We start from the raw sequence: 803 nt of genomic DNA, 5'->3' as shown, positions 1-803 counted from the left end.
ATTCGACTAATAGGTTGGTTACACCAGAGCACGCACTGCTGACAACAAGCTTGGTATTTGGGTTATTCTCAATAATGGCTGCACAGCGACTCATTGCCTTAAAGTTAGCAACACTTGTCCCACCAAATTTGGCGACATTAAAAGAACCAGCTACATTAGATGCGCTCACGATAAATCTCCCGACTTCCTAAAATAAAAATTACTGTTGGTAATCCAACGTCCAATGTTTGAAGAGAGTGTTTAGAGCAAAAAGAGAGGTGTGTATTTGAATTGTAAACCTCAGAAGCTCCTCATCATATTGGAATGATGACAGTTAATGGGATTCAGCCCAATTAACCGATAACAGAAACCCGACATGTTTCAGTTACCTCGGCACTGCTCCCCCTGAATGTTTTGTATTGGAAATGTGGCTCCACAAAACATCTACCTGGGCAGTGCTCCTCTTCTGCTTGATAGCTGTTTTATTGAACGTGTTTGCGATAAGAATGTCAATCGGTAACTCAAGATAAAGTGAAAATAAATTTAACAATTCTGTGACACTGGTTTGACCTCGAGACTTTCGACTAATTGCTGAGGTAGTGGATTTGCTTTAGTGTGGAAGGTTCATGTCATAAACATAAGGGATAATTATGTCGAACCTGCACGCAAACTCCACTGCTGAAAGCTTTTTTCCTCCTCATCGTACGCTAATGGGACCTGGGCCTTCTGATATTTCACCACGAGTGCTACAGGCTCTGAGTCGTCCTACTATTGGCCATTTAGATCCTTTGTTTATCAATATGATGGATGAGGTGAAGCAGCTA

2 pseudogenes and 1 riboswitch are annotated in these 803 nt (G+C 41.6%); of the pseudogenes, one reads left to right on the top strand and one right to left on the bottom strand.

Annotation, left to right across the window (positions count from 1 at the left end):
- Nucleotides 1–169 (bottom strand): annotated as a pseudogene (locus KIV40_RS28265) (lysine-sensitive aspartokinase 3); the annotation flags it as partial.
- Between the two features lie 106 nt (nucleotides 170–275).
- Nucleotides 276–453, bottom strand: a riboswitch (Lysine riboswitch).
- Nucleotides 454–629: 176 nt separating this feature from the next.
- Here KIV40_RS28265 and KIV40_RS28260 point away from each other — a divergent pair.
- Nucleotides 630–803: pseudogene (locus KIV40_RS28260) on the top strand (alanine--glyoxylate aminotransferase family protein); the annotation flags it as partial.

The organism is Vibrio sp. D173a, from assembly GCF_030248475.1.
Note: the sequence above shows the minus strand (reverse complement) of the source record. Positions and strands in the feature narration are given on the sequence as shown.